This is a genomic window from Citrobacter telavivensis (genome assembly GCF_041807075.1).
GTDB lineage: Bacteria > Pseudomonadota > Gammaproteobacteria > Enterobacterales > Enterobacteriaceae > Citrobacter_A > Citrobacter_A telavivensis.
Map to the genome: position 1 here is coordinate 20085 of NZ_JBGUBF010000010.1, position 24773 is coordinate 44857.

Here is a 24773-nt window from a genome sequence, read left to right on the forward strand (position 1 = left end):
GAAACAACCGGGCCAGATTTTTCAGGATCACGCCTGACGCAGATTCTGTGCTGCCTGGACCATGTTTGCCAGCGCGGCGCGGGTTTCTGCCCAACCGCGGGTTTTCAGGCCGCAGTCCGGGTTCACCCACAGGCGTTCAGCCGGGATACGCTGCGCCGCTTTTTGCAACAGCGCCTCAATCCACTCTACGCTCGGGACGTTCGGTGAGTGAATGTCATACACGCCCGGTCCAATTTCGTTTGGATAGTCGAACTCTTCAAATGACTCCAGCAACTCCATGTCGGAACGTGAGGTCTCAATGGTTATCACGTCGGCATCCAGCGCGGCGATAGAATCCATGATGTCGTTAAACTCGCAGTAACACATGTGGGTGTGGATCTGGGTATCATCCTTCGCCACCGCTGCATTGATACGAAATGCCTCCACGCCCCACGCCAGATAGGCGGCCCAGTCGCTACGGCGCAGCGGAAGCCCTTCACGTAGTGCGGGTTCATCAATCTGGATGATGCCAATGCCTGCCGCTTCAAGATCTGCCACCTCGTCACGTAGCGCCAGCGCGATCTGTTTGGCAATCGTTTCACGGCTGACATCTTCACGCGGGAACGACCAGCAAAGAATCGTCACCGGGCCGGTCAGCATCCCTTTCACCGGTTTGTCGGTCAGAGACTGGGCGTATTTCGCCCACTCGACGGTAATCGCTTCCGGACGACTAACGTCACCGATCACCACCGGCGGTTTAACACAGCGGGAACCGTAGCTCTGCACCCAACCGTTCTGGGTGAAGACGAAACCGTCCAGATGTTCACCAAAATATTCGACCATGTCATTACGCTCGGCTTCACCGTGAACCAGCACGTCCAGCCCCAGTCGCTCCTGCTCAACAATCGCCTGCTTGATATGCTCCGCGATGCCGGTGCGGTAGTGGTTGGCATCGAGATTGCCCTTTTTGAAGTCCAGACGCAGGCCGCGGATTTCAGTGGTCTGCGGGAAAGAACCGATAGTGGTCGTTGGCCAGGCCGGCAGGTTGAAGCGCGCACGCTGGGCTTCAGCACGCACCTCGTACGGGTTCGCACGCTGGCTGTCCTGTGCGGTGATGGCCGCCAGACGTTTTTCCACTGCCGCATTGTGTACACGGGTTGAGTGGCGACGCGCCTGAATCGGTGCGCTCCATTCGGCGATGGCGGCGGTATCGCCGCTGTTCAGCGCATCGCGCAGCAGCGTCAGTTCGCCACATTTTTGCAGAGCAAAGGCAAACCAGCTCTTCACTTCCTCATCCAGACGCGTTTCGACGCTCAGGTCGATCGGGCTATGCAGCAGCGAGCAGGAAGAAGCCACCCACAGCGCACGAAGGCCTACGATATCGTTAATCTGGGCATATTTTTCTGTCAGATCGGCACGCCAGACGTTACGTCCATTGACCAGACCAGCAGACAGCAGCCAGTCAGACGGCAGGCGTTTGTGCAGCGCCGCCACGTCATCTTTACCGTGGACCAGGTCAACGTGCAGCCCCTGTACCGGCAGCGCGGTAATGGTATCAAGGTTCGGCGTCACGCCTTCAAAGTAAGTGGTCAACAGCAGTTTCACCTGCCCGGAAAGTGCATCGTAGGCCGGTTTGAAGGCGTTCAGCCACGCCTGCGGCAGCTCCAGCACTAACGCCGGTTCGTCAATCTGCACCCACTCGATACCGCGTTTTGCCAGCTCAGCCAGCACCTGTTTGTACACCGGCAGAATGTCATTCAACAGGCTCAGGCGGTCGAACGATTCGCCTTTCACTTTCCCCAGCCACAGGTACGTCACCGGCCCCAGCAGCACGGGTTTCACCTTGTGACCCAGCGCCAGCGCCTCGTCCACTTCATCCAGCAGCTGTGTCCAGGTCAGTTTGAACTGCTGACCTTTAACGAACTCCGGCACCATGTAGTGATAGTTGGTGTTAAACCACTTGGTCATTTCCGCCGCTGCCGCAGGTTCACCGGTCGGCGCACGACCACGACCAATGCGGAACAGCGTGTCGATATCGACACAACCGTCTTTGCTCTGATGACGAGCCGGCACATTGCCGAGCAGCAGGCTGGTGGTCAGAACATGGTCATACCAGGCGAAGTCACCCACCGGCAGAAGATCGATACCCGCTTGCTTTTGTTGATCCCAGTGGCGCGCTCGCAGCTCGCGGCCCACCGCCAGTAGCTCTTCACGGGTCGCATTACCCGCCCAGTAGCTTTCTTGCGCTTTTTTCAGCTCGCGACGCAGGCCAACGCGAGGGAAACCGAGGGTGTGATTCAATATTGTCATTTTACTGCCTCTAATTATATGTAAATCCTATGGATTTTGAATTTAGGGAAGGCGGCAAGTTTGCTCATCCCCGGGAGCTTACTGAAGTAAGTGACCGGGGTGAGTAAACGCAGCCAACGCACCATAAATTTAAAAGACGAAGGATTTTGGACGTCCAGATGTTTACACATCCATATTTGACAGTTACTGTATATTCCTCAAGCGCAATTTGTTCATGCCGAAGTGAAGGACTTTCATGATCGAGATTAAACACCTGAAAACGCTCCAGGCGTTGCGGAATACCGGGTCGCTGGCAGCCGCCGCGGCGACGCTGCATCAAACCCAATCCGCCTTGTCTCACCAGTTCAGCGATCTGGAGCAGCGCCTTGGCTTTCGGCTATTTATTCGTAAAAGCCAGCCGCTACGTTTCACCCCTCAGGGTGAGATCCTGCTACAGCTGGCCGGTCAGGTCCTGCCGCAAATTAACCGCGCGTTGCAGGCCTGCAACGAACCGCAGCAGACTCGTCTGCGCATCGCTATTGAGTGTCATAGCTGTATTCAGTGGCTGACCCCGGCGCTGGAAAACTTCCGCGCTAAATGGCCGCAGGTGGAGATGGATTTTAAATCCGGCGTGACGTTTGACCCCCAGCCCGCGCTCCAGCAGGACGAACTGGATCTGGTAATGACCTCTGACATTCTGCCGCGCAGCGGGCTGCACTATTCGCCAATGTTCGATTTTGAAGTTCGCCTGGTGCTGGCCCCCGATCATCCGCTGACCAGCAAGACACAGGTAACGCCGGAAGATTTAGCCAGCGAAACGCTGCTGATCTATCCGGTACAGCGCAGTCGACTGGACGTCTGGCGCCATTTTCTTCAGCCCGCAGGGGTCAGCCCGTCACTGAAAAGTGTGGATAACACCCTGCTGTTGATTCAGATGGTGGCAGCAAACATGGGCATTGCCGCCCTGCCGCACTGGGTCGTGGAAAGTTTTGAACGCCAGGGTCTGGTGGTGACCAGAACCCTGGGGGATGGCTTGTGGAGCCGTCTGTACGCCGCCGTGCGTGACGGAGAGCAGCGTCAGCCGGTGACTGAGGCGTTTATTCGATCGGCGCGCAATCACGCCTGCGATCATCTGCCATTTGTACGGAGCGCGGAGCGACCCATTTTCGATGCACCCACAGTGACGCCAGTATCACAGCCGCACCCGTAATAAAGCTCGGCCAGTGAGGCTGTTGGTGCCAAATCGCCAGATTGACCAGCAGTCCTGCGGGCACATGCATGTTGTTCATAATACCCAGCGTGCCCGCATCGACCTGTGTGGCACCGTAGTTCCACATAAAGTAGCCGATCCCTGAAGCCGCCACGCCGAGGAACACCAGAATGCCCCACTGGAGTGTCGTCTCCGGCATTTTCTGCGCATTGCCCAGCATGAACCAGGCGACCACGGCCACCAGAAACGCGCCGAGGTAAAACCACGCAAATGCATTATGCTGCGGCATCGGGCGCGTCTCCATCAGGCGCTTATAGCCCACCATCCCGATGGCAAAGCTAATGTTGGAAAGTTGGACCAGCAGCAGGCCCGTCCAGAAGTGATCGGTCACCTGGTCATAGCGAATAATCCCTGCGCCAATCACCGCCAGCAGCGCGCTGAAAGCATAGCCCCAGCGCAGGCGACGCTTGCTCATTAGATCGTAAATCAGCGTGATATAGAGCGGCGTCAACACGGTAAACAGCAGTAGCTCAGAAACGGTCAGGTAGAGATAGGCGTGGAAACTCAGCATATACATGATGCCAAGCTGCATGGCGCCCACCAGCATATACAGGCCGATAGTTTTCAGGCTGTGCCCGCGGGTACGCAGGAAAGGCAGGAATACCAGCGCTGCCAGACCGACCCGAACCAGCACCGCAAAGTAGCTATCGACGTGTCCGGCAAGGTACTCCCCAAACAAACTGAAGGAGAACGCCCACAGGATCGTAGTAATGATCAGTAACGCCACAATGGATATCTCTGAGAATAAGGAGTATCCATTGTAGCGGAGAGTTAAGTTGACGACTGGTTAATTAATAAGCATTCATTTTAGCGCAAGAAAAGATCGCGCAGGTAGTGCGGTACCGCGTCATCGACGTTGATGCCAATCACTTCCAGTTCCGGATGCAAATCCTTCAGACGCTGGTGCGCATTGCCCATAATGCAGCCTTTACCCGCCATCGACAGCATTTCAGCGTCGTTCATGCCGTCGCCAAAGGCGATGCAGTCTTTAAGGCTGTAACCCATCGCTTTGGCAACCGCTTCCAGCGCATGACCTTTCGACACGCCGCCCGCCATCACTTCCAGGCAGGTGAGCGTGGAGAAACTCACGTTGACGCGATCGCCCCAGCGCGCATTAATAGCCTGTTCCAGCGGCAACAGAACGTCATGAGAATGGCTGGTAAAGAACACTTTGCTGACGCCTTCCGGCTCCAGTAAACCGGGTTCAAACAGCGTGTAATGGAACACCGCCTCTTTGAAAAAGCGCATCTCATCCGGACGATGGCGGTTCATAAACCATTCGTCATCACGATAGACGTTGGTAATGATATCCGGGTTAGTGTTCACCACCCCAAACAGATCGCTGGCAATATCGCGATCCAGGTTATGGGTAAACACCAGATTTCCGTCCATGTCATGTACACGCGCACCGTTGGAGGTGATCATCCAGGACTTAATCCCCAGGTTATCGCGGATCTGTCCCACGTCGACATGGTGACGACCCGTCGCAAAGACAAAATTAACGCCGCGCGCGGTCAATAGCTTCAGCGTTTCTTTCGCGTAGGGAGATAGGGTATGGTCGGGAGAAAGCAGTGTGCCATCTAAATCAGACGCAACAACCTGATACATATAAAAATTCAACCTCTGAGCAAAGCGGTTTCCGCTGATGAGTTATGCTTGTTGAAAAAACCAACAATAGCCTGAAGCGCAACTGAGCGCATAGCGTCCTTTTCAAAAAGGATCTCATGGTAAGCGCCTTTAATGACCAGCGGATGACCCCCTTCGACAGGATGGCCCGCTGCGGCGCGGCGTTCACAAAAACGTTCGTGCATGCGGTTATCCACCACACGCTCTTCTTCGGCCTGAATCAGCAGAGTTGGCGTGGCGTCATCGCCCGCACCTGCCAGCGCTTGTTCAGCAGCCAGGATGCCTTCCCGTACCCAGTGATAGGTCGGACCGCCGACACGCAGCTGCGGCTCATCCGCATAAAAACGTAAATTACGCCGATAGCGCTGTCGACTGTGGGTTAATACATTCATGCTAAAAGGCAATGCCCGCCAGCGTCCGGTGCCTATCGCATACCCTTCCCGGATACGCTGATGCCCTTCAGCCCAGTCCAGAATATGGCGGACCATCCAGTCCGGCAGCCGCATTACAATACCAAACATCGGCGCACAGAGCGCGATAGCATCGCACTGATGCGGATGACGCTGCAAAAACAGCGTCGCAATCGCCCCGCCCATCGAATGCGCCAGAATATAACGTTTACGCCACGGCCCCGGCTGAACTTCTTGTTCCCAGAACGCCGATAAATCATCAACATAGTCGTTGAAATTGTCGACATGACCGCGATTGGGATCCGATAGCATACGCCCTGAACGTCCCTGGCCGCGATGGTCAATAATGAGGATATCAAAGCCCAGATGAAACAGGTCATACGCCAGTTCGGCGTACTTCACATAGCTTTCTATTCGCCCCGGGCAGATGACGATGACACGATCGTTATGCTCAGCGCGAAACCGGACAAAGCGCACCGGCACCCGGCCCACACCGGTCAATTCCGCTTCCTCGCGCTGACGCCAGAAGTCTGTTAACGGCCCCATGGAAAAAGCCGCAAACGCGTTTTCTCTCGTTTCCCAGTCTTTTTGCTGCTGAAACATCGGGTATCCAGCCTCGTTTACCAGGTAAAAATCGTTTTTTCAGTAGCGCGTAACACTTTACTGTGACAGTAGCGTATTGTGGCATAAAAACCGACAATCAGGGAGTTTCTCATGACCTTCGAATGGTGGTTCGCCTACCTGCTGACATCCATAATTTTGAGCCTTTCACCCGGTTCCGGCGCCATCAACACCATGACGACTTCCATTAATCACGGCTATCGCGGCGCAGCGGCGTCGATTGCCGGGTTACAGGCCGGGCTGGGCATTCATATCGTGCTGGTCGGCGTGGGTCTGGGTACCCTGTTTTCGCGCTCCGTCATCGCCTTTGAGGTGTTGAAATGGGCGGGCGCCGCCTATCTGATTTGGTTAGGTATTCAGCAATGGCGCGCCGCCGGGGCCATTGACCTGAATACAATGGCCCAGACCCAGTCACGCGGTCGCCTGTTCAAACGCGCGGTATTCGTGAATCTGACGAACCCCAAAAGCATCGTCTTTCTGGCAGCCCTTTTCCCGCAGTTCGTGATGCCAAAAGAACCGCAGCTGATGCAGTACATCGTGCTTGGCGTGACCACCATTGTGGTCGATATCGTGGTGATGATCGGTTACGCCACGCTGGCGCAGCGTATCGCCTTGTGGATCAAAGGGCCGAAGCAGATGAAAGCGTTAAACAAAGTGTTCGGTTCGCTGTTTATGCTGGTGGGTGCACTACTGGCGTCGGCTCGCCATGCCTGACAGGTTGCCGGATAGCGGCTGGCGCGTATCCGGCACGAAGCCTTATCGCGAAATGATCAGGTGGATACCAAATCCAGCGAACAACGCCCCGGCAAAACCGTCGATCCATTTCGCCATGCGCTGATAGCCGCGGCGCATTTTCGGTAGCGCAAACAGGCTGGCGACCACGGTAAACCACGCGAAGGTCTCAACGATAATCAGCACGAAAATCCCCCAGCGCGCGGCGGTACCGACGCTGTCGCCGACGAACAGAGAAAAGACCGAACCGAAGTAGATGATGGCTTTCGGGTTAGCCAGATTCGTCAGTAACCCCTTCAGGAAACTGCGGCCGCTTTGCGCCAGCTCAACCTGCGGCGTGGGGGCGGCAACATCCTGCTTTTTCAACGCCCCTCGCAGCATCTGGTAACCCATCCAGCACAGATACAGGCCGCCGCCCACCATGATAATAGTGTGTAGCCAGGCCATTTTTTCGATGATCAGATGCAGACCGAGCAGCGCGATGCCCGCCCAGACCATGACGCCACAGGTAATGCCCAGCACGCCCATCATCGCTTCTTTGCGCGAGCGGCTGACCGCCGTCTGCGAGACAAAAAAGAAATCCGGCCCTGGGCTCATCAGTGCCACAATGTGCACCATCGCCACGGTGAGAAATAACATTAGCATGATCGAAAATACTCGCGGGGGAAACAGTTCAGTGAGTCACCATCCTGGCACTTTTTTGCCCGGCTGACTACTCTTCGTCATCACCATCGACGTGGGCGCGGATCAGCGCCATAAACTCTTTACCGAAGCGCTCCAGTTTACGCATTCCCACCCCGTTGACGCTGAGCATTTCGCTCGCGGAAACCGGCATCTGTTCCGCCATCTCAATCAGCGTGGCATCGTTAAAGACGACGTATGGCGGGATGTTCTCTTCATCGGCAATGGCTTTACGCAGCTTGCGCAGTTTGGCGAACAGTTTGCGATCGTAATTGCCGCCAAAGGATTTCTGCATCACGCGTGGTTTCAGGGCGACAATACGCGGCACCGCGAGTTGCAGCACGACCTCGCCGCGCAGCACTGGACGCGCGGCTTCGGTGAGCTGGAGCGCCGAATGGTGAGCAATGTTCTGCGTCACCAGCCCCAGATGAATCAACTGGCGGATCACGCTCACCCAGTGTTCGTGGCTCTGCTCACGACCAATGCCATACACCGGCAGTTTATCGTGTGCCAGTTCGCGGATACGCTGACTATTCGCGCCGCGCAGCACCTCCACGACGTAGCCCATCCCGAAGCGCTGGTTAACGCGATAAATCGTCGACAGCGCTTTGCGCGCATCCATCAGACCGTCGTACTGTTTTGGCGGATCGAGACAGATATCGCAGTTGCCGCACGGCTCCTGACGCCCTTCGCCGAAGTAGTTAAGCAGCACCAGACGACGGCAGGTTTGCGCCTCGGCAAACGCGCCCATCGCGTTTAGCTTATGCCGTTCAATATCCTGTAGCTGCCCCTGCGGTTTTTCTTCCAGGCAACGGCGCAGCCACGCCATATCCGCCGGATCGTAAAACAGCATTGCCTCCGCAGGCAGGCCGTCACGCCCGGCGCGACCGGTTTCCTGGTAGTAAGATTCAATGTTGCGGGGAATATCGAAATGCACCACAAAACGCACGTTGGGTTTGTTGATGCCCATGCCAAAGGCGACGGTCGCCACCACGATTTGCAGATCGTCGCGCTGGAATTTCTCCTGCACGTCGGCACGGATGTGATTTTCCAGCCCCGCATGGTACGCGGCGGCGCTAATACCCCGGCTTTGTAGACGCGCGGCGGTGTCTTCCACCTTCGCACGGCTGTTGCAGTAAATAATCCCGGATTTACCGCGCTGTTCCTGCACATAGCGCATCAACTGATCGAGCGGTTTAAACTTCTCCATCAGCATGTAGCGAATGTTTGGCCGGTCAAAACTGCTGATCTGAATTAAGGGATCGTTCAGCCCCAGCAGGCGAACAATGTCCAGCCGCGTGGTTTCATCAGCTGTCGCGGTCAGCGCGACGAACGGCAGTGCAGGAAAACGCTGTCTGAGCTGCCCGAGTGCGGCATATTCCGGGCGGAAGTCATGCCCCCACTGCGAGATGCAGTGCGCTTCGTCCACGGCCAGTAACACCGGATTCCAGTGCGCCAGATGCTCAAGGAAGTTATCCAGCATCAGGCGTTCAGGGGCGATATAGAGCAGACGGATTTGCCCGGTGCGACACCCCGTCATCACCTCAAGCTGCTGCTCGCGGGTTTGCGTCGAGTTCAGACAGGCGGCCGCCACGCCGTTCGCCAACAGTTGGTCGACCTGATCTTTCATCAGGGAGATCAGCGGCGAAACGACTACGGTCAGACCGTTGAGCAATAAGGCAGGGATTTGATAGCAGAGGGATTTTCCGCCCCCGGTCGGCATCACGACCAGGCAGTCGCGCCCCGAAACGACGGTGTCGATGATCGCTTCCTGACCCGGGCGAAACTGTTGGTAGCCAAAGGTTTCTTGCAAAACCTGTTTAGCACCTGATTCCAGATTCAACACTTCCGCCTGCGCCACATTAACCCCGTTCGCTTAAATCAAAACAGGCGCTATTTTCAGCGCCTGAGGGAGAAACTGCAATGTTTAAAACACAATCATCGATCAGAAGATATCGTTGAGCATCACGCCCACACCGACACGCGTCTGATTAAAGTTATAGTCGATCAGCGATTCGCCGTACCCGCTATACACCTGGGTATAGAGACGAATATGCTTCGTCATCGGATAACTCAGCCCCAGCTCCGCACCGCCATAACCGGTATTCCAGTTGTACTGGCCCTTCGCGCTCAGCACCGCCTCACCCAGATGATAGCCGACCTTAAGCTGATAATAGCCCATGTATTTGGTGATATCCGGGTTATCGTCGGTACTGCCGATGACGTACCACGGTTTGACCTCCACCAGCCAGTTGCCGTTTTCCGCCATCAGGCGCGTGTAAAGTCGGTTCCAGCTACGTGATGTCGGATCGGAACGCCCGTTCGAATCATGGTTGTAACCCATTTCCACGTCGCGCAGCGTCCATCCGGCAACGCGATAATCCGTCGCAAAGCCCAGGAACAGCTGCGGTTCGTAGTTGGTTTCACGAAAGGGCGACGACTCTTCTGTGTTGGATAGCTGCCACCAGGACTTCTGCGTATACGAGGCGCCCAGAACCGAGTTTGGCCCCGCAATCCCACGCCAGATCGGAAACGCCAGACTCAGTTGGAACTTCACTTCATCTTTGCGGGCGTTTTCGGACCAGTTGTAGGAACTAATCGCTTCTTTGTTCATGTCGCTGGTATTGGTGTAGATCAGGTAGTTCGTATCGTAGGGGTAAAGCGTAAAAGGATTATCATGCTCCTGCAGCATATTGGCGATAATACTGCCTCGCACCGCCGGTGCATCATGAACCTCTTTCACCGTCGCCTCTTGCGCATACGCCGTCAGCGGCAGCATTGCTGCTGGTAGCAACCAAGCCAGAATCGCCCGCATTCTTGTTGTTCTCCTGAACGAAAGATTTTTGATTTGTTTATTATTCTGCCAACCATTTTACATATTTACACACCACCTCGTTAGTTATCCCGTCTTAAAGTGGAAAACAACATTTAAGAAGCATAACATCAACATTTCATTAACTATCGGAGTGTCGAAATCGTATGTCTGCCGTACTGACTGCTGAGCAAGCCCTGAAGCTCGTGGGCGAAATGTTTGTCTATCACATGCCGTTTAACCGGGCGCTGGGACTGGAACTGGAGCGCTACGAAAAAGAATTTGCCCAACTGGCCTTTAATAATCAGCCAATGATGGTCGGGAACTGGGCGCAGAGCATCCTGCATGGCGGAGTGATCGCCTCTGCTCTGGACGTGGCAGCCGGACTGGTGTGTGTCGGCAGTACCCTGACGCGCCATGAAACCATCAGTGAAGACGAACTGCGTCAGCGTCTGTCCCGCATGGGGACCATCGATCTGCGCGTGGACTACCTGCGTCCGGGTCGGGGCAATCGCTTTACCGCCACCAGCAGTCTGCTGCGCGCGGGGAACAAAGTCGCCGTGGCACGTGTGGAACTGCATAACGAAGACCGGCTTTATATTGCCAGCGCTACCGCCACTTATATGGTGGGGTAAAAACAGGTAAACTGCTGTTACATTTCAGACATGAGTTTTCCCGATGGATGCAAAACAAACGCGGCTGGGCGTGTTACTCGCTCTTGCCGCCTATTTTATTTGGGGGATCGCTCCGGCGTACTTCAAGCTAATTTATTACGTCCCCGCAGATGAAATCCTGACCCATCGCGTGATCTGGTCGTTTTTCTTTATGGTGGCGCTGATCAGCATCAGCCGTCAGTGGTCAAGCGTGAAGGCGCTGCTGCAAACGCCGAAAAAGATCGTCCTGCTGGCGCTCTCTGCGGTACTCGTGGGGGGTAACTGGCTGCTGTTTATCTGGGCGGTAAACAACCACCATATGCTGGAAGCCAGCCTGGGTTACTTTATCAACCCGCTGGTGAATATTGTGTTGGGGATGCTTTTTCTCGGCGAACGCTTTCGCCGGATGCAGTGGCTGGCGGTGATTCTGGCGACCTGTGGCGTTCTGGTGCAGCTCTGGACCTTCGGCTCATTGCCCATTATCGCGCTGGGACTGGCGTTCAGTTTTGCTTTTTACGGTCTGGTGCGCAAGAAAATCGCCGTTGAAGCGCAAACCGGGATGCTGGTGGAAACCCTGTGGCTGCTGCCCATTGCCGCAATCTACCTGTTCGGCATTGCCGACAGCTCAACCAGCCATATGGGACAGAACCCGATGTCGCTCAACCTGCTGCTGATTGCCGCCGGGGTGGTGACCACAGTACCGCTGCTGTGCTTCACCGGTGCGGCGACGCGTCTGCGGCTTTCTACGCTGGGCTTTTTCCAGTACATCGGCCCGACGCTAATGTTCCTGCTGGCCGTGACGTTCTACGGGGAGGTTCCAGGATCGGATAAAATGGTGACGTTCGCCTTTATCTGGGTCGCACTGGCGATCTTCGTGACGGATGCGATTTATACCCAGCGCAGAACGCGCAAGGGAATGTAGTCGTGATATGCCTGATGGCGCTTCGCTTATCAGGCCTACGCTACCTGTAGGCCTGATAAGGCGTAGCCGCCATCCGGCAGCGTTCTTCTGTCGGAAGAATCTTTATAAATTCTGAAATAACGCCACTTCCCTATAATCTTGTTTCGTTCTTTTTTTCACTGACAGATGCTTAGCATGTTTATTATGTCGCGAAGAAGGGAATGTTATGGAAAAGAACGAGGATACGATCGGAGAACTTAGCGAAAAGTGGCGGGCCAGATTTGCATTCTATGACCAGTACGGTCTTCCTGGTTTCTGGAAGACACCTCCGCTTTACGCTTCAGGCTACAAAACCCTCTCTTTCAGCCAGAAAATGAGTATGGGGTTAAATATTTGGGCGTTAGTGTTTTCTTTCATTTACCTTTTTTATTTAGGCCTGTGGAAGAAAGGCATTACCGTATTACTCCTCTTTCTGGCGGTAGGTGCTATCTCCATGGCCTATGACATAAGTATCATCGGATACGCAATTTCCGCATTAGTCGGTTTCAAAGCGAATATCTGGTTCTATCTGCTGAAGGTTAAGAATGAGCAAACCTGGGGTTTGTAAGCCCGGTAAGCGTAGCGCCACCGGGCGTGATACTACAGCCAGTTCTTGCGCTTAAAGTACAGATACGGCGCCAGACCTGCGAGCAGCATGAAGATAATCGCGCCCGGATAACCAAAGCTCCAGCGCAGCTCAGGCATAAACTCGAAGTTCATCCCATAGCTGGATGCCACCAGCGTCGGCGGCAGGAAAACCACGGAAACCACCGAGAAGATCTTGATGATCCGGTTCTGCTCGATGTTGATAAAGCCCATCGCCGCCTGCATCAGGAAGTTCACTTTCTGGAACAGGGATTCGTTGTGCGGCAGCAGGGATTCGATATCTCGCAGGATCTCGCGCGCCTGTTCCAGTTGTCCGCCCGGCAAACGCGCTTTGCGAACCAGGAAGTTCAGTGCGCGCTGGGTATCCATCAGACACAGGCGAACTTTCCAGCCGATATCTTCCAGTTCCGCCAGCGTCGAGAGCGCCTCATCGTACTCATCACCCTGATGACCTTCCATAATCACCCGACTCAGCTCTTCCAGATCGCTGTAGATATTTTCAATTTCATCCGCCAATTGCTCAATTTTGGTTTCGAACAGATCCAGCAGCAGTTCATAGGCGTTACCGTCAACCATGGCCTGGCTACGAGCACGCATACGATACAGACGAAACGCGGGCAGCTCACGTTCACGCAGAGTAAACAGGCGGCCATCGCGAATGGTGAATGCCACGGTGGAGTTACCCGCGTGGTCTTCCGCATCTTCGAAGAAGAAAAAGGAGTGGATGTGCAGACCGTCTTCGTCTTCGAAGAAACGGGCGGATGCTTCGATGTCTTCCAGTTCAGGACGTGTCGCCAGGCTTTGGCCCAGCTCAGATTGTACGCGCAGTCGCTCGTCGTCGTCCGGCTCGACCAGGTCGACCCATACGGCATCAATCAGGGTTTGTGACTCTTCGACTTCCAGCCGGATGAGTCGGTTATTTTCCAGTTGAAATGCGCTCAACATGACCGGGACTCCCAATGCTTAAAAATATCGGACAGTTCGGTGGGCACACAGAAACAATTGGGTTTCAGACCATTAAACAGCCTGACTCAGCGCGACGGGAAAAGAGAGAAGGTCGCTGACAACCGCTAAGGCTATCAGCAAAAAGGGATAGCCTTAGGAGTTGATCCTGGATGACAGGATAATGAGCCAGTATCTACTGGGTGTGTCCAAGGCGAATGTCCTCTTAGCGTAATCGTGCGCGCATGTTACGCCAGCAAAAATTTGCCGTCAACACGCAACGAAACGCGAAAAAGTAATAATTTCCCCTTATGCAGAAAGGTTAGCAGAGAGGGAAATTTAAGTGATATTTATCTATAAGTTAGACCGTTTCCAGCTTCGCATACGCGGCGACGAGCCATTTGATTCCCTGTCCCTGGAAAGCCACCTGCAACCGGCTGTGTTCGCCGCTGCCTTCCAGATTCACAATGGTGCCCTCGCCGAACTTAGCATGACGCACACGCTGGCCCAGCTTGTAGCCGGTGTCGTTCTCCGCCATCGGCGTCCCCATCCGTTGATGGCTCACCGGACGGCTGATCGTTGCACGCAGGCGCACCTCTTCAACGCACTCTTCCGGCAACTCGCCGATGAAGCGTGATGGACGGTGATACACCTCTTTGCCATACAGCCGGCGCGTTTCGGCATAGGTTAACGTCAGTTTTTGCATCGCACGGGTCACGCCGACGTAGGCCAGACGACGCTCTTCTTCAAGTCGTCCGCCCTCATCCAGCGACATCTGGCTGGGGAACATCCCCTCTTCCATCCCGACGATAAACACCTGCGGGAACTCCAGCCCCTTCGCCGAGTGCAGCGTCATGAGCTGTACCGCGTCCTGCCAGGTATCCGCCTGCCCTTCGCCCGCTTCCAGCGCCGCATGGGAGAGAAATGCCTGCAACGGCATCAGGTCTTCGTCTTCTTCGTTGTAGCTGAACTGACGCGTCGCCGTCACCAGTTCCTCTAAGTTCTCGATGCGCGTCTGGCCTTTCTCGCCTTTCTCCTGCTCATACATCATGCGCAGGCCTGAGTCTTTAATCACCCGGTCGGTCTGCACATGCAGCGGCATGTCGGCGGTTTCCTGCGCCAGCGCGTCGATCAGTTCCATAAAACGTTGCAGCGCACTGGCGGCACGACCGGCCAGCGCTTTTTCCTGCAACAGTTCACGACACGCCTGCCACAGCGTGAGCTGGCGATCGCGCGAAGCCTGGCGCACCACGTCCAGCGTCCGATCGCCAATCCCGCGCGTTGGGGTATTCACCACGCGTTCAAAGGCAGCGTCATCATTGCGGTTTGCAATCAAACGCAGATAAGAGAGGGCGTCTTTGATTTCCTGACGTTCGAAGAAGCGCATGCCACCGTAGATACGGTACGGCATGCTGGCCTGTAACAATGCCTCTTCCAGCACACGCGACTGGGCGTTACTGCGATAGAGAATGGCGCACTGCTCAAGCGCACCGCCGTTGTCCTGCCAGGTTTTGATCCGGTTGACGACAAAACGCGCTTCATCCAGTTCGTTAAACGCGCAGTAGAGCGAAATCGGCTCGCCTTCGACGCCATCAGTCCACAGTTTTTTACCCAGACGCCCGTTGTTGTTCTCGATCAGGGCGTTAGCCGCGCTGAGGATATTGCTGGTTGAGCGGTAGTTCTGCTCAAGGCGGATCGTTTGTGCGCCGGGGAAGTCGTTCAGGAAGCGCTGGATGTTCTCTACCTGCGCGCCGCGCCAGCCATAGATAGACTGGTCGTCATCGCCGACAATCATCACTTTGCCGGTATCGCCAGCCAGCAGACGAATCCAGGCATACTGAATGTTGTTGGTATCCTGGAATTCATCCACCAGGATATTGGTGAAACGCTCGCGGTAGTGCTGAAGAATATGCGGCTTATTGAGCCACAACTCATGCGCGCGCAGCAGCAGTTCGGCGAAATCCACCAGTCCCGCACGATCGCACGCTTCCTGATAGGCCTGATAAACCTTTTGCCAGGTTTGCTCAATCGGGTTACCAAAGCTCTGAATATGATGCGGGCGCAGACCTTCGTCTTTCTGCCCGTTGATGTACCACATCGCCTGACGCGCCGGCCACTGCTTCTCGTCGAGGTTCATCGCCTTGATCAGACGCTTAAGCAGGCGCAGCTGGTCTTCACTGTCGAGGATTTGGAAGTCCTGCGGCAAATTCGCATCCATGTGATGCGCGCGCAGCAGTCGGTGCGCCAGACCGTGGAAGGTGCCCACCCACATGCCGCCCTGGCTGGTGCCCATAATCTGGCCGATGCGGTGACGCATCTCCGCCGCCGCTTTGTTGGTAAAGGTGACCGCCATAATCGAGTACGGCGAGTTATTTTCTACCGTCAACAGCCAGGCGATACGGTGTACCAGCACGCGTGTTTTACCACTCCCCGCCCCCGCGAGAACCAGCATGTTGCTACGTGGCGCGGCCACCGCTTCGCGCTGTTTATCATTGAGGCTGTCGAGCAGGTAAGAAACGTCCATTGGCACCGCCGCGTTAGGAATAGATAAACTGCGAAATGCCCGATGGCGCTTCGCTTATCGGGCCTACGTGATCGCAGTCAGCGTAGGGCGGATAAGCGTAGCGCCATCGGGCCTACATGATCGCAGTCAACGTAGGGCGGATAAGCGTAGCGCCATCCGCCAAAACCCTGGAATTTTATACAGAACTGCGGGTGATTATATCAGCGAGGTCAGAGATGCCAACTGTGAAATTTCGATATGCGGCAGTAAACGGCTGTCAACGGTGTGCATCAGGTCAGCATTTTCTGGCTTGATCCAGCAGGCCTGCAATCCGCTGCGGATCGCCCCGGCAACGTCGGTCGTCAGATCGTCGCCCACGTGCAGGATCTCGCCGATCGGTACATTCAGCTTTTCCGCCGCCAGGAAGTACATATCACTGAACGGTTTTGAGCGTCCGTCCGGACCGGCACGCAGTACAAATTCGAAGTAATCGCCGAGGCCAAACAGTTCCGGCTGCGCGTTACCGTTGGTGATCGCCACCAGCGGCCACTTTTTCGCTAAGGCTTTCAGCGTATCGTGTGTGTCTTGCGGGACATCGACCCGACTGCGCCACTTCGCAAAGTTCATCATCGCGGCGTTCGCGCCAGCCACCGCCTCTTCCGCGGAAAGCCCGGCGTTCAGCATCGCCCGCTCAACAGCGCGATGCCGCCAGCGGGTCACGTCGTGATAAATTTCCGGCTCGGCTTCACGCACCGCCTGACGCAAACGTTGCAGGTCGGCATTTTGTAGCGTACGGAGTGCCGGATGGTAGCTTTGCACAAAGGCGAGCGCTTCCTGCTCGGTGCGCTGGATAACCGGACGGTTATCGTAAAGGGTGTCATCGAGATCGAAAGTGATCGCTGAGATGGGTCCTGGAGACCGGTAAAAACGCATTATTTCCCCCGTTTGGCGCGTGGATGCGCCGCATCGTACACCGAGGCCAGGTGTTGAAAATCAAGATGAGTATAGATTTGCGTGGTCGAGAGGTTGGCGTGCCCCAACAGTTCCTGTACGCCTCGCAGGTCGCCGCTCGACTCCAGCATATGCGTGGCAAAGGAGTGACGCAGCTTATGTGGATGCACGTGGCTGTTTAACCCCTGCTTAATGCCCCATTCGGCAAAACGCTTTTGCACGTTGCGCGCGGATATACGGTTGCCCAGCTTTGACAAAAACAGCGCGTCTTCATCACTGCCAAACAGCCCGCGCAGATCCAGCCAGTGCTCAATCCACGCGACCGCATTGCGACCAATAGGCAGGCGACGCTCTTTGCTGCCTTTCCCCATCACCCACACTTCGCCGGTGTCGAGATCCAGATGTTTGATATCCAGTCCCACCAGTTCCGACAAACGCAGACCCGCGCCGTACATCACCTCGAGCATCGCGCGGTCGCGCACGGCGAGCGGATCGTTAAGATCGATATCCAGCAGACGGTTAACGTCATCAACGTCGATATTTTTCGGCAAATGGCGCGGTGCTTTGGGTGCCTGTACCCCTTTCGCCGGATTGGCTTTCAGCTTACCTTCGCTGACCATCCAGTCGAAGAAACTGCGCAGAGCAGAAAGACGTAGCGCGAGGCTCGCGGGCCCAAGGCCTTTGCGGCGACTGCGCACCGCAAAACTGCGCACCATTGCAGCGTCACATTGTTGCCAACTTTGCAGCCCGGCTTCTCCGGCTAAGGCGATGATGGCATCAAGCTGACGCTGATAGTTCTTCAGCGTGATGGGGCTAAGCTGGCGTTCTACGCCCAGATAGCGCAGAAAGCGGGTAACATCGGTGGTGAAGTCCGTCATACACGTTCAATCCAGCGCTCCAGCAGATCCGGCATCATCAGCGCAATTTCATGCAAGAGTTGCGTTCCCTGGCCCGCCTGATAGTGATGCATATCGCGACTGCTGAACAGAATGACGCCCAGATCGCCGTCACGTCCCAGCATCGACATCGCCACCGAACCAATCGCCTTCGCCTCGGGAAGCACCACCAGCAGTTCCGGACCATTCAGGGTGCCCAGATAGTGCTGTTCCTGCCCCAGCCGCTGTATCCGCAGCGGTTCGAAGGCCTGACGGCTTAACGCCAGATGGGTATAGCTCGACGGCGCGCCGAGACGCCAGCGATCGGGAAACAGACGCACCGTCGCACCGGCAAGGCCCAGTTCACGCGCCCAGCGATGAAAGCGCATCAGCATATCATCAAGGCTGGTGGCTGCGACCAGACGTCCCTGCAAATGCAGCAGGCGATAAAACAGGCTTTCGTTCGCATTCGCCTGCGCCATCAACAACGACATGTTTTCTTCAAGGACGTTGATGTGGTTGCGCGCGCGGGCCATATGCCACTCGACGAGCGAGACGGTGCCCCGCACCGGGTGCGGCACCCGCATGGCTTCCACAGCATGCGCGTTGCGGATAAAAAACTCAGGGTTTTTCTGCAGATAGTCGACGACCGCCCGGTCATCGAGTTCCGTAAGCGTTTCCTGTAGTTCTTCCCCTGGTTGCTTCATAGATGGATAAACCCGTCATAGACATGTGCCGCCGGGCCAGTCATGTATAACGGATGACCCGGGCCTTTCCAGGCGATATCAAGGCGACCGCCAGGTAATTCCACGCGGACTTCTTCCGCCAGCAAACCTTGTTGGATGCCGACGGCGACGGCCGCGCATGCGCCGCTCCCACAAGCCTGCGTCTCTCCCGCACCGCGCTCATAAACGCGTAAACGAATATGCTCGCGCTTCACGACCTGCATAAAACCAATATTTGCCCGTTCAGGAAAACGTTCGTGGCTTTCCAGAACCGGTCCCAGCGTTTCCACGGTCGCCGTGTCGACATCATCGACCTGAATCACGCAGTGCGGGTTGCCCATTGAAACCACACCGCACAATATTGTTTGTTCCGCTGCTCGCATAATATAGGTCTTTTCCGCTTTGTTAGCGCGAAAAGGCACCTGCGACGGTTCAAAGTTGGGTTCGCCCATGTTGACACGCACCAGTTCATCGTCCGTCACGCTCAGCACCATCCGCCCATTCGCCGTGCTGACGCGAATGTCACGTTTGTTGGTTAACCCTTTGAGGCGCACAAAACGGGCAAAGCAGCGCGCGCCATTCCCGCATTGCGACACTTCGCTGCCGTCGGCATTAAAAATGCGGTAATGAAAATCCAGCTCAGGATCGTACGGAGGTTCAACCACCAGCAGTTGATCAAATCCCACCCCCAGATGTCTGTCTGATAAGCGACGGATCAATTCTGGCGAAAAAAAGACATTCTGCGTTACCGCGTCGACGACCATAAAATCGTTGCCAAGGCCATGCATTTTAGAGAATTGCATTGTTCACTCCGTTCACGCGGGTACAGAAACACACCGTCAGTAGTTCACCTGGGAAGGCCCATCTCCCGTAGCACGATCGTTTTGATCGGGCTGAGTTGATTGCGTTTGTGTATCAACCGGTTTAGTCGGTGGCGGTGCGGTTTTATCAGCCGGTGGGAAGTAGAGTGGCCCTTTGAGGCCACAGCCCGTCAGGCTGAACAGAGTGAGAAGAACAGCGAGTGCCTGAAACACGTTTTTCATTATGGATTGCCTGTAAGTTCATACTTTCTGTTTTCTATCATCGCAGGAGAAGGCGTAAAAGCAAGAGTTTGCCTGTAATCTGCAACGCGATTTGTTTCAGGTTATACTGCCGCCATCACGAAAAAACGGGAAACGACAATGAACGACAGTGAATTTCATCGCCTGGCCGATACCCTGTGGATGACCATCGAAGAGCGTCTTGACGACTGGGATGGCGACAGCGATATCGACTGTGAAATCAACGGCGGCGTGCTGACCATTAGCTTTGAAAACGGCAGCAAAATCATTATCAACCGTCAGGAGCCGCTGCACCAGGTGTGGCTGGCGACCAAACAGGGCGGCTACCATTTCGACCTGAAAGGCGACGAATGGGTTTGTGACCGAAGCGGGGAAACCTTCTGGGATCTGCTGGAACAGGCGGCTACGTACCAGGCGGGCGAAGACGTCAGCTTTCGTTAAGTCTTATTTGCCGGATGGCATCCGGCAAAACCATTACGAGAAATACTGCTGCAACTGCGGCGTGTCGTTATCCTGATTGGCTGGCGGAACGTTGCCAAGCGACTGCGCGCGGAACGGGATCACCTGTGCGCGCCCTTCCGTGTTCACAATCTGATAGAACTGCGGCAGGTTGAAGTTGATGAAGCTGGAGCCATAGGTAAAGCGGTCATGCGATGAGGAGTAGAAACGGCTGACATCACGCACCAGCTCCTCTTTGCTGCCTTCGCAGTGGTGATACACTTCCGCACGATTACTCTCGTCCAGAATGTAGATGTTAAAGCCCTTCTCATCGCCAGTCTCTTCAAAGAAGAACTGAATGATTCCCTCGCTGGCGAAACCATCCACGACCGACGGCAGTTTCACCTGATTGGTCTCCACCTGAACGGACAGACCATGCAGTTTGTTATGCGATATCGCGCCGTAGAATTCGATGGCGTTTTCCAGCTTCTGTACCGACACGTTCAGGCGTTCAAAGAACAGACCCCAGGTTTGACCGGAAACGCGCAGCGCCTTAAAGCGTCCTGTCTCCTGACGGGTACTGGAGAGACGCAGCTCAATGCACTCTGAAACCAACTGCTGCACGCGGGTACGAATCAAACCGCGCAGATGCTGGCTGTAGCAAAACACTTCTACGCTATCGGGTGGCGCGGCGTCCTGGTGCATTTTGCCCAGAATCGTTTTCAGCGCTTCTATCATCGCCTGTTCGCCGTTGAAATGCAGCGTTCGCACTTCGTTCCACGAGTTGCGATACAGCAGATCTACGCTGCCCACCAGGCAATTCTGCTCTTCGCCAAAACTGAAGACATCCAGCTTACGGAAGTCAAAATGGACCACCTGATTGCGGAACGCCGCCGTCGGGTCATATTCGAGATTGACGATAATCGCCAGATGGCGAATTTCACACGGGCTGTAGAGCGCTTTCGGCGTCGGCGCAGGCAGGCGCAGCGGGAAGTGGTGCGACACATCGGCCACCATCTCCTGCAACTTCGGCAGATCGACAATGCCATTGCCCTTAATAAACAGATGCGTACGCGACGTCAGCAGACCGTTAAACCACGCCCAGGCCACCAGCTTATTCAGATAGCGGTTATATTCCAGCGGCTGATGGCTGATGATGGAATCCATGTTTGGCGCACGGTTGTAGAGATACCAACCTGAACGGTTGGCACGACCCGGCGGAACGTGGATAAACGTTAAATTCGGTTCGGAGAGGTCCGGTGAAATCTGCGGGTTTACCAGCGTGACTTTACCCGGCAACGCTTCAAACGCGGCATACAGCTTACGGGTCAGAACGCCAATATCCTGCGGGCTGGCGCTGACGCTGAGATTATTACGACGCGCAAAGCGGATCAGATTACGGTAGCTCTGCATCATCGCATCGAGCAGTTCGTTGTGCGCTTCACGCACCTGATCGATCTTCCAGTTCGCCCGGTTGTCGAGCATAGACAGACGGGCGTCGTCCCATCCCCACTCGCTCACTAACTGACTGAGCACTTCACGACGCCAGCCCACGCAGGCGCGTTCGCGGCTCAGTTTCTCACACACTTTTAAATAGAAACATCGGCGCACCAAATCCAGGCGCGTCGGGTCTTCAATCGCCGTGAGGTATTCGGTCACGCGTTCCAGCATCATGCAATATGGGTCAAGACCAAACGAGACGATCTCACCATCATGCAGGCGCTGTTTAATGTCTTTCGCCAACAGGCGTGGATTGGGATATTCCCAGGAGTAGGCTTCCAGCAGCAGCGTTTTCAGCACCGCTTTGTACGGTGAATCGATACTTTTATACAGCTGCCAGAGGCTTGCGCCAAAGTACTCTTCAGCGGAGAGCGAGCTTAAGCCGCCCAGATCCAACCATTCGTTCGGCGTGAGCACGCCCTGGGCGTAGAGCGTCATGACGTAGTCGTCGTAATGCTCTTCTTCATCACCCGGCACCATATTCCACAGAATACGCTTACCGGCAAGACGCACCGCGGTACGATAGAATTCATCCAGCAGCAGAATGTGCTGCGTCGAGCCACAGTCTTCACCCCCCAGACTGCCGCTTTCATTATGGCGGAAACGGTTTTCATCAATCAGGAAGAAGCTGACTTCCACTCCCAGCGAGGCAGCCCAGCTTTCCAGCAGGCTGCATTTACGCTGCAGCAGTTGCCGTTCGTCGCTGTCGAGCCAGGACTGGTGGCACACCCAGATATCGAGATCCGACGAACAGCTTTGTCCCACAGAGGAGGTGCTGCCCATAGAGTAAACGCCGGTGATCGGCAGTTCACCTTTTGGCGGATCCTGCGGTGCCAGACCGCGATACAGTTCCAGTTCGTTCAGATAGTGGCGTTGGGTTTCATCAGGCGTGTAGAAGCAAATGCCTCTGGGAACGTTACCATCAAGGTACCCTGGCATCAGCGGATGGTGATAGTGCAATAATGTCGGCAGAAGACTGTATACCTGCTGGAAAGCAGGGCCCATGGCAGCAAGCGCGCGATCTACACGCAGTTGATTAATGGCATCCAGCCTCTGTTTCAGAGTCTCAATATAGAGGTACAAGACGTATCGCCTGATGTTGCTACCCGTCATGCTGTCGATTGCCGCAGCGCGATCCGCTTACCAACAACCTCCACCATTCGGGATAAACCAAATGACAAAAATAACCGTTACCTTTTACGACCTTTTTTTTGTGCGTTCAGTCGAAAAAATGGTCTAAAACGTGATCAATTTAACACCTTGCTCATTGACCGTAAAGAAAGATGCGCTACATACAAGTGTAGCACTAATCGCTTCGCGTAAATTCTGAGGTACGATCGGACGGTTCCTCGTCATTAAATAGTGCCAGCCGCAACGCAGCGCCTTATCCTTGACTTACCTTTGACCGTAACACTGACATCCCACTTGTAAGGATGTTAGGATGAACCACGGACGATAATGACGGTAACAAGCATGTTAGACAATGTTTTAAGAATTGCCACACGCCAAAGCCCCCTTGCGCTCTGGCAGGCACATTATGTCAAAGACGCCCTGATGGCGAACCACCCCGGCCTGGTCGTGGAACTGGTGCCTATGGTGACGCGTGGCGACGTAATTCTTGATACCCCACTGGCGAAAGTAGGCGGTAAAGGCTTGTTCGTAAAAGAGCTGGAAGTTGCGCTGCTCGAAAAACGTGCCGACATCGCGGTGCACTCGATGAAAGATGTTCCGGTCGAATTCCCGGAAGGTCTGGGACTGGTCACCATCTGCGAACGCGAAGATCCGCGCGACGCCTTTGTCTCGAACACTTACAACACCCTTGATGAACTGCCTGCTGGCAGCATCGTGGGAACCTCCAGTTTACGCCGTCAGTGTCAACTGGCTGAACGCCGTCCGGATCTCGTCATCCGTTCTCTGCGCGGCAACGTTGGAACCCGCCTGAGCAAGCTGGATAACGGCGACTACGATGCCATTATCCTGGCCGTTGCCGGTTTAAAACGCTTAGGGCTGGAATCCCGTATTCGCACTGCGCTACCGCCAGAAGTGTCGTTGCCAGCCGTGGGACAAGGCGCGGTGGGTATCGAATGCCGCCTCGACGACAGCCGGACTCAGGCGTTGCTGGCGCCGCTGAATGATGAAATCACTGCACTGCGCGTCAAAGCCGAGCGCGCGATGAATACCCGCCTGGAAGGAGGCTGTCAGGTGCCAATTGGCAGCTATGCTGAATTCAATAACGGTGAGATTTGGCTACGTGCGCTGGTCGGTTCGCCAGACGGTTCGCAAATGGTACGCGGAGAGCGCCGTGGCTCGCCCGAACAGGCGGAACAGATGGGCATTTCACTGGCCGAAGAGCTGCTGGATAACGGTGCCCGCGCCATTCTGACCGAGGTCTATAACGGAGAATCCCCCGCATGAGTATCCTGGTCACCCGCCCGTCTCCCGCAGGGGAAGCGTTAGTGAGCCGTCTGCGCACACTGGGGCAGGAGGCCTGGAGTTTTCCGCTCATCGAATTTACCCCGGGTCGGGATTTATCGCGGCTGGCCGGGGCGTTTTCGGCGATCACCGATAACGATCTGCTCTTTGTGTTATCACAGCACGCGGTCTCTTTTGCCCATGCGCAACTGGAACGTGAAGGGCTGAAGTGGCCCGCCGCCGCGCGCTATTTTGCCATTGGTCGCACGACCGCTCTGGCACTGCATACCGTCAGCGGATACGACATTCGCTATCCGCTGGATCGGGAAATCAGCGAAGTCTTGCTACAATTACCTGAATTACAAAATATTGCGGGCAAACGTGCGCTGATTTTACGCGGCAACGGCGGTCGCGAGCTGTTAGGTGAAACCCTAACGGCACGCGGCGCTGATGTCACGTTTTATGAATGTTATCAACGTAGTGCTAAACATTACGATGGAGCACAAGAAGCGATGCGCTGGCAGTCGCGCGGCGTGACAACGGTAGTGGTCACCAGCGGGGAAATGCTGCAACAGCTCAACGCGCTGATCCCGCAGTGGTATCGTGAAAACTGGTTACTACGCTGTCGGCTTATCGTCGTCAGCGAGCGTCTGGCGCACCTCGCCCGGGAACTGGGCTGGCAAGATATTAAGGTCGCTGATAACGCCGACAACGATGCGCTACTGCGCGCATTACAATAACTCTCAT

At 55.4% G+C, this 24773-nt stretch carries 24 protein-coding genes; 8 read left to right on the top strand and 16 right to left on the bottom strand.

What is annotated here, in order from left to right:
- Nucleotides 1–27: 27 nt before the first annotated feature.
- Complete coding sequence (metE, locus tag ACERJC_RS23100) at nucleotides 28–2289, bottom strand: 5-methyltetrahydropteroyltriglutamate--homocysteine S-methyltransferase (RefSeq protein WP_373672564.1); 2262 nt, start codon at nucleotides 2287–2289, stop codon at nucleotides 28–30.
- A gap of 235 nt (nucleotides 2290–2524) precedes the next feature.
- On the opposite strand from metE, the gene metR reads away from it, so the two are divergent.
- The gene (gene metR, locus ACERJC_RS23105; protein ID WP_286632337.1) at nucleotides 2525–3478 is read left to right on the top strand and encodes an HTH-type transcriptional regulator MetR; all 954 of its coding nucleotides are present in this window, start codon (nucleotides 2525–2527) and stop codon (nucleotides 3476–3478) included.
- Here metR and bioP read toward each other — a convergent pair.
- The 3 genes from bioP to pldB form a co-directional block, all read right to left on the bottom strand.
- Nucleotides 3366–4265, bottom strand: a complete 900-nt coding sequence (bioP, locus tag ACERJC_RS23110) for a biotin transporter (RefSeq protein ID WP_152400971.1) — start codon at nucleotides 4263–4265, stop codon at nucleotides 3366–3368. The two genes, metR and bioP, sit on opposite strands and share 113 nt — an antisense overlap.
- 80 nt (nucleotides 4266–4345) lie before the next feature.
- Nucleotides 4346–5146: a sugar/pyridoxal phosphate phosphatase YigL gene (gene yigL / locus ACERJC_RS23115; RefSeq protein WP_042326141.1), complete on the bottom strand. Its 801-nt coding sequence runs from the start codon at nucleotides 5144–5146 to the stop codon at nucleotides 4346–4348.
- A gap of 8 nt (nucleotides 5147–5154) precedes the next feature.
- Entirely contained in the window at nucleotides 5155–6177 is a 1023-nt protein-coding gene (gene pldB / locus ACERJC_RS23120) for a lysophospholipase L2 (protein ID WP_286632338.1), read from the bottom strand.
- Nucleotides 6178–6288: 111 nt separating this feature from the next.
- Here pldB and rhtB point away from each other — a divergent pair, with 111 nt between their 5' ends.
- Nucleotides 6289–6909 carry a homoserine/homoserine lactone efflux protein gene (gene rhtB / locus ACERJC_RS23125; RefSeq protein ID WP_061075760.1) on the top strand — a complete coding sequence of 207 codons (621 nt, stop codon included), beginning with the start codon at nucleotides 6289–6291 and terminating at the stop codon, nucleotides 6907–6909.
- A gap of 42 nt (nucleotides 6910–6951) precedes the next feature.
- On the opposite strand, the gene rhtC is transcribed toward rhtB, so the two are convergent.
- From rhtC to pldA, 3 genes are all read right to left on the bottom strand, one after another.
- A complete protein-coding gene (rhtC, locus tag ACERJC_RS23130; protein ID WP_042998816.1) occupies nucleotides 6952–7572 on the bottom strand; it encodes a threonine export protein RhtC in 621 nt (206 codons plus the stop codon).
- A 67-nt stretch (nucleotides 7573–7639) separates the two neighbouring features.
- A complete protein-coding gene (recQ, locus tag ACERJC_RS23135; RefSeq protein ID WP_373672565.1) occupies nucleotides 7640–9469 on the bottom strand; it encodes an ATP-dependent DNA helicase RecQ in 1830 nt (609 codons plus the stop codon).
- A gap of 84 nt (nucleotides 9470–9553) precedes the next feature.
- Nucleotides 9554–10423, bottom strand: coding sequence for a phospholipase A (gene pldA, locus ACERJC_RS23140; RefSeq protein ID WP_373672566.1), 870 nt, complete (start codon nucleotides 10421–10423; stop codon nucleotides 9554–9556).
- Nucleotides 10424–10587: 164 nt separating this feature from the next.
- On the opposite strand from pldA, the gene yigI reads away from it, so the two are divergent.
- From yigI to ACERJC_RS23155, 3 genes are all read left to right on the top strand, one after another.
- On the top strand, nucleotides 10588–11055 hold the full coding sequence (yigI, locus tag ACERJC_RS23145; RefSeq protein WP_152400963.1) for an acyl-CoA thioesterase YigI: 468 nt from the start codon (nucleotides 10588–10590) through the stop codon (nucleotides 11053–11055).
- Between the two features lie 43 nt (nucleotides 11056–11098).
- Entirely contained in the window at nucleotides 11099–11995 is an 897-nt protein-coding gene (rarD, locus tag ACERJC_RS23150; RefSeq protein ID WP_373672567.1) for an EamA family transporter RarD, read from the top strand.
- Between the two features lie 205 nt (nucleotides 11996–12200).
- On the top strand, nucleotides 12201–12581 hold the full coding sequence (locus ACERJC_RS23155) for a DUF2628 domain-containing protein (protein WP_152400959.1): 381 nt from the start codon (nucleotides 12201–12203) through the stop codon (nucleotides 12579–12581).
- 32 nt (nucleotides 12582–12613) lie between these two features.
- Here ACERJC_RS23155 and corA read toward each other — a convergent pair whose 3' ends face one another.
- The 8 genes from corA to lptM form a co-directional block, all read right to left on the bottom strand.
- The gene (gene corA / locus ACERJC_RS23160) at nucleotides 12614–13564 is read right to left on the bottom strand and encodes a magnesium/cobalt transporter CorA (protein WP_046492960.1); all 951 of its coding nucleotides are present in this window, start codon (nucleotides 13562–13564) and stop codon (nucleotides 12614–12616) included.
- A gap of 153 nt (nucleotides 13565–13717) precedes the next feature.
- Nucleotides 13718–13774 carry a YsgD/CorL family protein gene (ysgD, locus tag ACERJC_RS23165; protein ID WP_212723238.1) on the bottom strand — a complete coding sequence of 19 codons (57 nt, stop codon included), beginning with the start codon at nucleotides 13772–13774 and terminating at the stop codon, nucleotides 13718–13720.
- A gap of 148 nt (nucleotides 13775–13922) precedes the next feature.
- Entirely contained in the window at nucleotides 13923–16085 is a 2163-nt protein-coding gene (uvrD, locus tag ACERJC_RS23170; RefSeq protein ID WP_152400958.1) for a DNA helicase II, read from the bottom strand.
- A gap of 195 nt (nucleotides 16086–16280) precedes the next feature.
- On the bottom strand, nucleotides 16281–16997 hold the full coding sequence (yigB, locus tag ACERJC_RS23175; protein WP_373672568.1) for a 5-amino-6-(5-phospho-D-ribitylamino)uracil phosphatase YigB: 717 nt from the start codon (nucleotides 16995–16997) through the stop codon (nucleotides 16281–16283).
- Nucleotides 16997–17893 carry a tyrosine recombinase XerC gene (gene xerC / locus ACERJC_RS23180; RefSeq protein WP_152400954.1) on the bottom strand — a complete coding sequence of 299 codons (897 nt, stop codon included), beginning with the start codon at nucleotides 17891–17893 and terminating at the stop codon, nucleotides 16997–16999. The genes yigB and xerC overlap by 1 nt, the downstream gene beginning before the upstream one ends.
- On the bottom strand, nucleotides 17890–18597 hold the full coding sequence (locus ACERJC_RS23185) for a DUF484 domain-containing protein (protein ID WP_061075765.1): 708 nt from the start codon (nucleotides 18595–18597) through the stop codon (nucleotides 17890–17892). The genes xerC and ACERJC_RS23185 overlap by 4 nt, the downstream gene beginning before the upstream one ends.
- The gene (dapF, locus tag ACERJC_RS23190; RefSeq protein ID WP_042326115.1) at nucleotides 18594–19418 is read right to left on the bottom strand and encodes a diaminopimelate epimerase; all 825 of its coding nucleotides are present in this window, start codon (nucleotides 19416–19418) and stop codon (nucleotides 18594–18596) included. Before dapF ends, ACERJC_RS23185 begins: the two co-directional genes overlap by 4 nt.
- 36 nt (nucleotides 19419–19454) lie before the next feature.
- Nucleotides 19455–19658, bottom strand: coding sequence for an LPS translocon maturation chaperone LptM (lptM, locus tag ACERJC_RS23195; RefSeq protein WP_371896432.1), 204 nt, complete (start codon nucleotides 19656–19658; stop codon nucleotides 19455–19457).
- 138 nt (nucleotides 19659–19796) lie between these two features.
- Here lptM and cyaY point away from each other — a divergent pair, with 138 nt between their 5' ends.
- Nucleotides 19797–20117 carry an iron donor protein CyaY gene (gene cyaY, locus ACERJC_RS23200; protein WP_373672569.1) on the top strand — a complete coding sequence of 107 codons (321 nt, stop codon included), beginning with the start codon at nucleotides 19797–19799 and terminating at the stop codon, nucleotides 20115–20117.
- Nucleotides 20118–20150: 33 nt separating this feature from the next.
- Here the strand turns inward: cyaY and cyaA are convergent, their stop codons facing one another.
- Nucleotides 20151–22697, bottom strand: a complete 2547-nt coding sequence (gene cyaA / locus ACERJC_RS23205) for a class I adenylate cyclase (protein WP_152400948.1) — start codon at nucleotides 22695–22697, stop codon at nucleotides 20151–20153.
- 390 nt (nucleotides 22698–23087) lie between these two features.
- Between cyaA and hemC the strand changes: the two genes are divergently transcribed.
- Nucleotides 23088–24029, top strand: a complete 942-nt coding sequence (hemC, locus tag ACERJC_RS23210) for a hydroxymethylbilane synthase (RefSeq protein ID WP_152400946.1) — start codon at nucleotides 23088–23090, stop codon at nucleotides 24027–24029.
- Complete coding sequence (gene hemD, locus ACERJC_RS23215; protein ID WP_152400944.1) at nucleotides 24026–24766, top strand: uroporphyrinogen-III synthase; 741 nt, start codon at nucleotides 24026–24028, stop codon at nucleotides 24764–24766. The genes hemC and hemD overlap by 4 nt, the downstream gene beginning before the upstream one ends.
- The last annotated feature ends 7 nt before the right edge of the window (nucleotides 24767–24773 follow it).

Coding starts and splice junctions, on each gene's coding strand:
- metE (WP_373672564.1), bottom strand. CDS start 2,289: ATGACAATATTGAATCACACCCTCGGTTTCCCTCGCGTTGGCCTGCGT.
- metR (WP_286632337.1), top strand. CDS start 2,525: ATGATCGAGATTAAACACCTGAAAACGCTCCAGGCGTTGCGGAATACC.
- yigL (WP_042326141.1), bottom strand. CDS start 5,146: ATGTATCAGGTTGTTGCGTCTGATTTAGATGGCACACTGCTTTCTCCC.
- pldB (WP_286632338.1), bottom strand. CDS start 6,177: ATGTTTCAGCAGCAAAAAGACTGGGAAACGAGAGAAAACGCGTTTGCG.
- rhtB (WP_061075760.1), top strand. CDS start 6,289: ATGACCTTCGAATGGTGGTTCGCCTACCTGCTGACATCCATAATTTTG.
- rhtC (WP_042998816.1), bottom strand. CDS start 7,572: ATGCTAATGTTATTTCTCACCGTGGCGATGGTGCACATTGTGGCACTG.
- pldA (WP_373672566.1), bottom strand. CDS start 10,423: ATGCGGGCGATTCTGGCTTGGTTGCTACCAGCAGCAATGCTGCCGCTG.
- yigI (WP_152400963.1), top strand. CDS start 10,588: ATGTCTGCCGTACTGACTGCTGAGCAAGCCCTGAAGCTCGTGGGCGAA.
- rarD (WP_373672567.1), top strand. CDS start 11,099: ATGGATGCAAAACAAACGCGGCTGGGCGTGTTACTCGCTCTTGCCGCC.
- ACERJC_RS23155 (WP_152400959.1), top strand. CDS start 12,201: ATGGAAAAGAACGAGGATACGATCGGAGAACTTAGCGAAAAGTGGCGG.
- corA (WP_046492960.1), bottom strand. CDS start 13,564: ATGTTGAGCGCATTTCAACTGGAAAATAACCGACTCATCCGGCTGGAA.
- uvrD (WP_152400958.1), bottom strand. CDS start 16,085: ATGGACGTTTCTTACCTGCTCGACAGCCTCAATGATAAACAGCGCGAA.
- yigB (WP_373672568.1), bottom strand. CDS start 16,997: ATGCGTTTTTACCGGTCTCCAGGACCCATCTCAGCGATCACTTTCGAT.
- xerC (WP_152400954.1), bottom strand. CDS start 17,893: ATGACGGACTTCACCACCGATGTTACCCGCTTTCTGCGCTATCTGGGC.
- ACERJC_RS23185 (WP_061075765.1), bottom strand. CDS start 18,597: ATGAAGCAACCAGGGGAAGAACTACAGGAAACGCTTACGGAACTCGAT.
- dapF (WP_042326115.1), bottom strand. CDS start 19,418: ATGCAATTCTCTAAAATGCATGGCCTTGGCAACGATTTTATGGTCGTC.
- lptM (WP_371896432.1), bottom strand. CDS start 19,658: ATGAAAAACGTGTTTCAGGCACTCGCTGTTCTTCTCACTCTGTTCAGC.
- cyaY (WP_373672569.1), top strand. CDS start 19,797: ATGAACGACAGTGAATTTCATCGCCTGGCCGATACCCTGTGGATGACC.
- hemC (WP_152400946.1), top strand. CDS start 23,088: ATGTTAGACAATGTTTTAAGAATTGCCACACGCCAAAGCCCCCTTGCG.
- hemD (WP_152400944.1), top strand. CDS start 24,026: ATGAGTATCCTGGTCACCCGCCCGTCTCCCGCAGGGGAAGCGTTAGTG.